The organism is Flavobacterium sp., assembly GCF_046317795.1.
In the GTDB taxonomy this organism is placed as follows: Bacteria; Bacteroidota; Bacteroidia; order Flavobacteriales; family Flavobacteriaceae; genus Flavobacterium.
This window is the reverse complement of record NZ_JBKCVI010000158.1, coordinates 1-7,026: the sequence shown is the minus strand read 5'-3', so window position 1 is coordinate 7,026 and position 7,026 is coordinate 1. Positions and strand designations below refer to the sequence as shown.

Annotated in this window: 6 protein-coding genes and 1 other RNA gene; 6 read left to right on the top strand and 1 reads right to left on the bottom strand. The window is 31.8% G+C overall.

Going from position 1 to position 7,026, the window contains the following annotated elements; all coding sequences use genetic code 11:
* Nucleotides 1–40 precede the first annotated feature (40 nt).
* The 4 genes from ffs to fsa all read left to right on the top strand — a co-directional run bounded on the left by ffs (nucleotide 41) and on the right by fsa (nucleotide 3,006).
* Nucleotides 41–138: signal recognition particle sRNA small type (gene ffs / locus ACK5ON_RS09605), an RNA gene on the top strand.
* Between the two features lie 75 nt (nucleotides 139–213).
* A complete protein-coding gene (locus tag ACK5ON_RS09600) occupies nucleotides 214–1,212 on the top strand; it encodes an enolase C-terminal domain-like protein (RefSeq protein WP_409821973.1) in 999 nt (332 codons plus the stop codon).
* Nucleotides 1,213–1,365: 153 nt separating this feature from the next.
* A complete protein-coding gene (locus tag ACK5ON_RS09595; RefSeq protein WP_396176338.1) occupies nucleotides 1,366–2,169 on the top strand; it encodes an SDR family oxidoreductase in 804 nt (267 codons plus the stop codon).
* 180 nt (nucleotides 2,170–2,349) lie between these two features.
* Nucleotides 2,350–3,006, top strand: a complete 657-nt coding sequence (gene fsa, locus ACK5ON_RS09590) for a fructose-6-phosphate aldolase (protein WP_409821970.1) — start codon at nucleotides 2,350–2,352, stop codon at nucleotides 3,004–3,006.
* Nucleotides 3,007–3,079: 73 nt separating this feature from the next.
* On the opposite strand, the gene ACK5ON_RS09585 is transcribed toward fsa, so the two are convergent.
* On the bottom strand, nucleotides 3,080–4,489 hold the full coding sequence (locus tag ACK5ON_RS09585) for a TlpA family protein disulfide reductase (RefSeq protein ID WP_409821968.1): 1,410 nt from the start codon (nucleotides 4,487–4,489) through the stop codon (nucleotides 3,080–3,082).
* Between the two features lie 183 nt (nucleotides 4,490–4,672).
* Between ACK5ON_RS09585 and ACK5ON_RS09580 the strand changes: the two genes are divergently transcribed.
* Together ACK5ON_RS09580 and pyrR are read left to right on the top strand one after the other, a co-directional pair.
* A complete protein-coding gene (locus ACK5ON_RS09580; RefSeq protein WP_409821966.1) occupies nucleotides 4,673–6,292 on the top strand; it encodes an ABC-F family ATP-binding cassette domain-containing protein in 1,620 nt (539 codons plus the stop codon).
* A 79-nt stretch (nucleotides 6,293–6,371) separates the two neighbouring features.
* Nucleotides 6,372–6,905 carry a bifunctional pyr operon transcriptional regulator/uracil phosphoribosyltransferase PyrR gene (pyrR, locus tag ACK5ON_RS09575; protein ID WP_396176722.1) on the top strand — a complete coding sequence of 178 codons (534 nt, stop codon included), beginning with the start codon at nucleotides 6,372–6,374 and terminating at the stop codon, nucleotides 6,903–6,905.
* Nucleotides 6,906–7,026 lie beyond the last annotated feature (121 nt).

Sequence of the window (7,026 nt, the reverse complement as noted above, 5' to 3'; positions counted from 1 at the left end):
TAAATTCTTGCAAAAAAATAAAAAGATTGTATATTTGCATCGGCAAGTCCTACACGACCAGCTCCTGCAAAATCCTCCAGGATGGGAACATAGCAAAGGTATGTGGTTGAGCGGTGCGATGTAGGTCGCTTGCCATTTTTTTAGTCATTGCGAGGAACGAAGCAATCTCATCTATTGTATCTCCTTTTGTGGAGATTTTTTATTTTACACAATATGAAATTATCTTGGCAAATAGTAAAGTTCCAACTCAAAGAGACCTTTGCTATTGCTTATGGAAATTACACATTCAGAGAAGCTTTACTTATTACCATAGAAAAAAATGGAAAAAAAGGGTTTGGAGAATGTACTTCTATTGATTACTATAATATCAATTTGGCTGATTTTCAAACTATTCTAGAAAAAATAAAAGCAAAAATTGAAAGTCAAGAAATAGTGTATCCAATTGATTTTTATACTCTTTTACTCAGTTTGAATTTGCCTTCATTCTTACGTTCAGCATTGGATTGTGCCTATTGGGACTTATTTGGAAAACTAGAAAAGAAAAGTTTTTTGGAACTTAATTCAATTAGCAATAATCAACTTCCGGAATCTTCCATCACTATTAGTGTTGATACAATAGAGAATCAAATTCAAAAAATTGAACAATCTTCTTGGAATAAATTCAAAGTGAAATGCAATCATTTTGATGAAAATGATATTGTAAAACTTATTCAATTAAATAAAGATATAGCACTCGATTCTAACGGAAGTTTCAATGCAGAACAATGTCTTTGGTTGGAAAACAATGAGTTGATTTCAAGGTTTACTTATTTGGAACAACCTATGAAAAAAGGTTTTGAAAATTATTCCGTTTTACACGCAAATGGATTTGCCAATTGGATGGCCGATGAAGACTGTCAAGATGTTACAGATTTAAAAGGATTAGTGCCACATTATACCAGCATCAATATTAAGTTAGTAAAATGTGGTGGTTTGACACCAGCATTGGGAATGATTTCATTTGCACGAGAATTAGGTTTCAAAATCATGATGGGTTGTATGACTGAATCATCAATTGGAATTTCGGCCGGTGCAGTTTTAGCTCCATTGTGTGATTATGCCGATTTGGATGGAGCCAATCTCATTGCAAATGATATGGCAACTGGAAGCAAAATTGAGAATGGAAAAATTATTTTGAGTGAAAGTTATGGATTGGGTATTAATTTAAACTAATTATCTTTAACCGAAAATAGAATATAGAATATAGAATATAGAATATAGAATATAGAAAATAGAAAATAGAGAATAGAAAATAGAATACAGAGATTTAGTTTAAGAGAAAATAATCTATTCTCTATATACTTTTCTCTTTTATCTTTTAAAAAAATGAGTAAAATAGTTTTAATTACAGGCGGTTCATCTGGAATAGGGAAGTCCATTGGTGAATTTCTATTTCACAAAGGTTACACCGTTTATGGAACCAGCAGAAATCCCGAAAGAATAACCAATTCTATATTTCCATTATTAGCACTTGATGTTCAAAACGCGGAAAGTATAAAACATGCAGTGAATAAGGTAATTTCTATTTCCAAAAGATTGGATATTGTCATTAACAATGCTGGTGTTGGAATTACTGGACCAATAGAGGAAACGCCAACGGATGAAATGCGAAATAATTTTGAGACCAACTTTTTCGGTCCTATCGAAGTGATGAAAGCTGTTTTACCTCAAATGCGTGAGCAAAAATCAGGGTTAATTATTAATATTACTTCTATAGCAGGTTATATGGGTTTGCCATATCGTGGGGTTTATTCGGCTTCAAAATCGGCTTTAGAAATAGTGACGGAAGCCATTAGTATTGAAGTAAAACCATTTGGAATAAACGTAGTCAATGTTGCACCGGGAGAATTTGCCACTGAAATTGCAGCCCATCGTTATCATGCTCCAATTGTAGCAGGATCAGTTTATGAAACTCCCTATAAAAACACTTTAAATATGATGAATACGCACATGCATACAGGTGACAACCCAACTGATTTAGCTATGGTAATTCATCAAATCATCAATGATAAAAATCCAAAGTTGCATTACAAAGTAGGTGCATTTATGCAAAAATTTTCCATAGTGCTGAAGAGAATTTTACCCGATAGAATTTATGAAAGAATGCTAATGAACCATTATAAACTTTGAAATAGCAATGGCAATTTCAATAGCAATGGTAATATTGCTGACAATTTCAAAAAATAAATAAATAAAATCAAGTTTAATACCATTTGTAATTACTATGTTTTATTTTTGTCATTGATTTTTGCCATTGATATTGATTTTTGATATTTACTTTTAAAACACACAACATTATATACAAACACTATGAAATTTTTTATTGACACTGCCAACTTAAACGAAATCAAAGAAGCACAAGGACTTGGCGTACTTGATGGCGTTACAACAAATCCTTCGTTGATGGCAAAAGAAGGAATCACTGGAAAAAATAATATTTTAAAACACTACGTTGCCATTTGTAAAATTGTTGATGGCGAAGTAAGTGCCGAAGTCATTGCTACTGATTATGATGGAATGATTAGAGAAGGTGAGGAATTAGCAGAATTACACGAGCAAATTGTCGTGAAATTACCAATGACAATAGATGGCGTAAGAGCTTGTAAATATTTTTCTGATAAAGGAATTAAAACCAATGTGACTTTAGTATTTTCAGCAGGACAAGCATTATTAGCTGCCAAAGCTGGAGCCACTTTTGTTTCTCCTTTTATTGGACGATTGGATGATATTTCTACCGATGGTTTGGCTTTGATTGAAGAAATACGATTGATTTATGATAATTACGGTTATGAAACTCAAATTCTTGCCGCTTCAGTGCGACATACTATGCATATTGTAAATTGTGCAAAAATTGGTGCTGATGTAATGACTGGACCACTTTCTGCTATTTATGGTTTATTGAAACATCCTTTGACAGATATCGGTTTAGCACAATTTTTAGCTGATTATGCTAAAGGAAATCAATAAAAAATAATTAAATAAACACAAAAAAAAGCTTTCAATTTGAAAGCTTTTTTTATTATGTTGACGGTTTTAGAATTTATTTCAAGTTGTCCTCAAAATTCACGTCAAATATATTGGTAAAAGCGTTTTTTATTCTTCCATTGTCATCTAAAATGATGGTTCTATTTATTTTGTTGATAGCCCATTTCGTTTTTAAATCTTCAAAATTGGCACATCTTAATTCGGTAATTCCACTAAAATTATAATTAGAAAGCATATCTTTCCATTCTTCTTGTGTATCATTCAAATTGATGGCAATAAACTGATATTTAGGATATTTCCTTTTAAATGCTAATACTTTTTTATGTACAGTTTCAAAATGAGTGATGGCTGTTCCTGTCCAAAAGAAGATTACGGTATTTTTGGAAATCAATTTATCAGACAATATTTTATTTTCATTAGCATCAGTAAGTTCAACTATTGGCAAATCGTAATTTGGCTTTAATAGTTGAATAGCATTTCCAATTTTTAAAATTTCGTTTTTATATGTTTTATCAGTTGAATATTTGTAATAGGTATCAATAAACAAATTGTTATTAACAATATTTTGATCTTCCAATAGATATTGAAAGGCAATAGTGTTTAAAATGGTGTTTTTTATCTTTTCATTTTTTATCAAAGTATCAGCAATATTCATTTTGTTGATATTGGTTTTTAAAGCCAAATCTACTTCTGTGAAATGATTATGATAGTTTATTGTGCTCATGTTATTGAGCATGTGAGATAAATAATTTACAAATGGTGAATAGGTGGAAAGTGCAACATTATTGCAATCTATAGATTTTCGGTAAGCATAAAAGTTCTTTGGAATTTTTTCGTAAACGTCTTCTCCAGTTCTCATTTTATGAATAATAGGGTATAATTCTTTTTTGGAATAATGAGGCAAATCAACTGAACTTTTGGCAAATTTATCAAAATCGTCATTCCATTTTATTTCTTCTTTTTTTGTGGTGTAAAATTTTTGGGCTACTTGATAAGATGAATCGATTGTTTTTTGGAATTTATCAATGTCATAGTCAAAAACCGGAAACATACTGTTTTTATCCTTTTCATTATTCAAATACAATTCAATCAGAAAATTATTTTTTTGATCACCACGACCGCAAAACACTAGCGATGCATCAAAATCTTTTGAGTTAACGCGAACCATGATACTATCGTTTTTATCAAAATACACATATTGATATTCAGGTTCATGTTTGAAAGTATACAAACCTGGAGCAAGAGAGTCAAATTGAATAAAAAAGCGATTTTTATTATCCAGTTTTAAAGTATCAATGACTTCGTTATCTTTACAAAAATAAACATATTTACTATTGGGATTAACAATTTCGCCACCAAAATAAGCTACATAGTCATTCCCTTTAAAATCGTTTTTGCACGAAGAAAAAAGAGATAAAACGGGTATAATTAAAGCAAAGATTATTAAATTTCTGATGTGGTGCATTGAATAGAAATTAATAAACAAAAATATTCAGATGAATTGGATTATTCTGTTAATCATTAGTTAAATTAAGGTATAAAAAACTGAACATTTTTTAATTAAACACTGAACACTATTCATTACTTTTGCACCACTCGAGACCAAAGGTCGAACGGTACGAAGTAAAATTTTATAAAATTACAATTCATGCTTACAGTTTCTAATTTATCAGTTCAATTTGGTAAAAGGATTTTATTCGACGAAGTAAATACAACCTTTACTCAAGGCAATTGCTATGGAGTTATTGGTGCTAATGGTGCTGGAAAATCTACTTTTTTGAAAATTCTAGCCGGTGATATTGATCCAACATCCGGAAGAGTATTTCTTGAACCGGGAAAACGTATGTCGGTTTTGAACCAAAATCACAATATGTTTGATGAGCATACCGTTTTGGAAACGGTTATGATGGGAAACAAAGTTTTGTTTGCCGTAAAATCCGAGATGGATGCTTTGTACGCCGATTATGATGATAAAAATGCTGATAGAATAGGAGAGTTGCAAGTGCAGTTTGAAGAAATGAATGGCTGGAATGCGGAGTCTGATGCTGGTGCTATGCTATCTAATTTGGGTATTTCTGCTGATATGCATTATACCATGATGGGCGAAATGGAAGGAAAAATGAAAGTTCGTGTCCTTTTGGCACAAGCACTTTTTGGAAATCCGGATGTATTAATAATGGATGAGCCAACAAATGATTTGGATTTTGAGACCATTAGTTGGTTAGAAAATTTCTTAGCCAATTATGAAAACACAGTAATAGTTGTTTCTCACGACAGACACTTTTTAGATTCAGTTTGTACTCATATTTCTGATATCGATTTTTCTAAAATCAATCATTATTCTGGTAACTATACGTTTTGGTACGAATCTAGCCAATTAGCGGCGCGTCAAAAAGCCCAACAAAACAAAAAAGCGGAAGAAAAGAAAGCTGAGTTAGAAGAATTTATCCGTCGTTTTAGTGCGAATGTGGCGAAATCGAAACAAGCCACTTCTCGAAAAAAGATGATTGAAAAATTGAACCTTGACGAAATTAGACCATCAAGTAGAAGGTATCCAGCTATTATTTTTGATGTAGAAAGAGAGGCTGGGGATCAAATTTTACATGTGCAAAACTTAGCTGCCTCTGTTGATGGAGAAGTTTTGTTCAAAAACATAGATTTGAACATGGCAAAAGGCGACAAGGTGGTAATCTTTTCAAAAGATTCTCGGGCAACCACTGCTTTTTATGAAATCTTAAACGGAAATCAAAAAGCAGATGCTGGAACATTTGATTGGGGAATTACTACTAATCAATCGTATTTACCAAATGATAACAGTCAATTTTTTACAGACGGAAGTTTAAACTTAGTAGATTGGTTACGCCAATTTGTGAAAACAGAAGAAGAACGAGATGAAGTATATGTTCGTGGTTTCTTGGGTAAAATGATTTTCTCTGGCGAAGAAGCGTTGAAAAAATGTACGGTACTTTCTGGAGGTGAAAAAGTGCGTTGTATGCTTTCTCGAATGATGATGATTCGCGCTAATGTTTTAATGCTCGATGAACCAACCAATCACTTAGATTTGGAATCTATTACAGCGTTTAACAATTCATTGAAAAACTTTAAAGGTTCGGTATTATTTACCACTCATGACCACGAGTTTGCGCAAACGGTTGCTAACAGAGTTTTAGAAATCACACCAAACGGTGTTATCGACAGGTACATGACTTTTGATGAATATTTGGATGATGAAAAAATTCAAGAAATGAGAAAGAAAATGTATATCTAATAATTCAGCCGCTTCTATATGTAGGCGGTTTTTTTTTACAACAAAAAAATTATATCTTTACCACCCAAACAAAACCACTATGAGTCAAAAAGTATTGCTCACTTCCAAAGAAGTCAATATCATACTCCATCGTTTGGCTTGTCAGTTAATCGAAAAACACCTCGATTTTTCTAATACCGTTTTAATAGGCATTCAACCGCGAGGCATTTATTTAGCCAATCGTATAAAATCATTATTGGAAAACGAATATCAAATCAAAAATATTAAGTTAGGATTTTTGGACATCACTTTTTTTCGTGATGATTTTCGTCGTGGCGAAAAACAATTAGATGCTAATAAAACTCAAATAGATTTTCTGGTAGAAGACCAAAAAGTAGTTTTTATTGACGATGTGCTTTTTACTGGAAGAAGTATTAATGCGGCACTGACGGCTATTCAATCTTTTGGCAGACCATCAGAAGTTGAACTATTGGTATTAATAGATAGAAGATTTAGCAGGCATTTACCCATTCAACCCGATTATAGAGGTCGTCAGGTTGATGTAATTAACGATGAAAAAGTAACCGTTTGTTGGAAGGAAAAAGATGGTGAAGATGCGGTATTTTTGATTTAAGTATTAAGTATTAAGTATTAAGTATTAAGTATTAAGTATTAAGTATTAAGTATTAAGTATTAAGTATTAAGTATTAAGTATTAAGTATTAAGTATTAAGTATTAAGTATTAAGTATTAAGT

What these genes read in the sequence shown, in the direction of transcription:
- ACK5ON_RS09600 (WP_409821973.1), top strand. Translation starts at nt 214, where the DNA reads ATGAAATTATCTTGGCAAATAGTAAAGTTCCAACTCAAAGAGACCTTT.
- ACK5ON_RS09595 (WP_396176338.1), top strand. Translation starts at nt 1,366, where the DNA reads ATGAGTAAAATAGTTTTAATTACAGGCGGTTCATCTGGAATAGGGAAG.
- pyrR (WP_396176722.1), top strand. Translation starts at nt 6,372, where the DNA reads ATGAGTCAAAAAGTATTGCTCACTTCCAAAGAAGTCAATATCATACTC.
- ACK5ON_RS09580 (WP_409821966.1), top strand. Translation starts at nt 4,673, where the DNA reads ATGCTTACAGTTTCTAATTTATCAGTTCAATTTGGTAAAAGGATTTTA.
- ACK5ON_RS09585 (WP_409821968.1), bottom strand. Translation starts at nt 4,489, where the DNA reads ATGCACCACATCAGAAATTTAATAATCTTTGCTTTAATTATACCCGTT.
- fsa (WP_409821970.1), top strand. Translation starts at nt 2,350, where the DNA reads ATGAAATTTTTTATTGACACTGCCAACTTAAACGAAATCAAAGAAGCA.